Annotated in this window: 1 protein-coding gene; it reads left to right on the plus strand. The window is 45.4% G+C overall.

Features of this window, described 5'->3' with window-relative positions; translation table 11 throughout:
* The coding region (locus ACNG5D_RS16190; RefSeq protein ID WP_418184554.1) for an HYR domain-containing protein at positions 1 to 238 on the plus strand (238 nt) is incomplete at both ends.

Genomic DNA, 238 nt, shown 5'->3' on the forward strand with positions numbered 1-238 from the left:
GATGCTAATGGCTGTTCTACAGATGCCGCTAATGTCAATCTTGGAACGCCTACTGTGGATGATAACTGTAACACAACATCCATATCTAATGATGCACCTGCCGTGTTCCCTTTAGGAGAAACAACGGTCACTTGGACCGTAACCGATGGTGCTGGTAATACGGCCACTTGTACGCAAACTGTGACTGTAACCGATAATATCAATCCGACTTTTGTAAACTGTGCTGCACCAGTATCTG

Origin of the sequence: Algibacter ulvanivorans, assembly GCF_048381495.1 — a bacterium.
GTDB classification, from domain to species: domain Bacteria; phylum Bacteroidota; class Bacteroidia; order Flavobacteriales; family Flavobacteriaceae; genus Algibacter_B; species Algibacter_B ulvanivorans.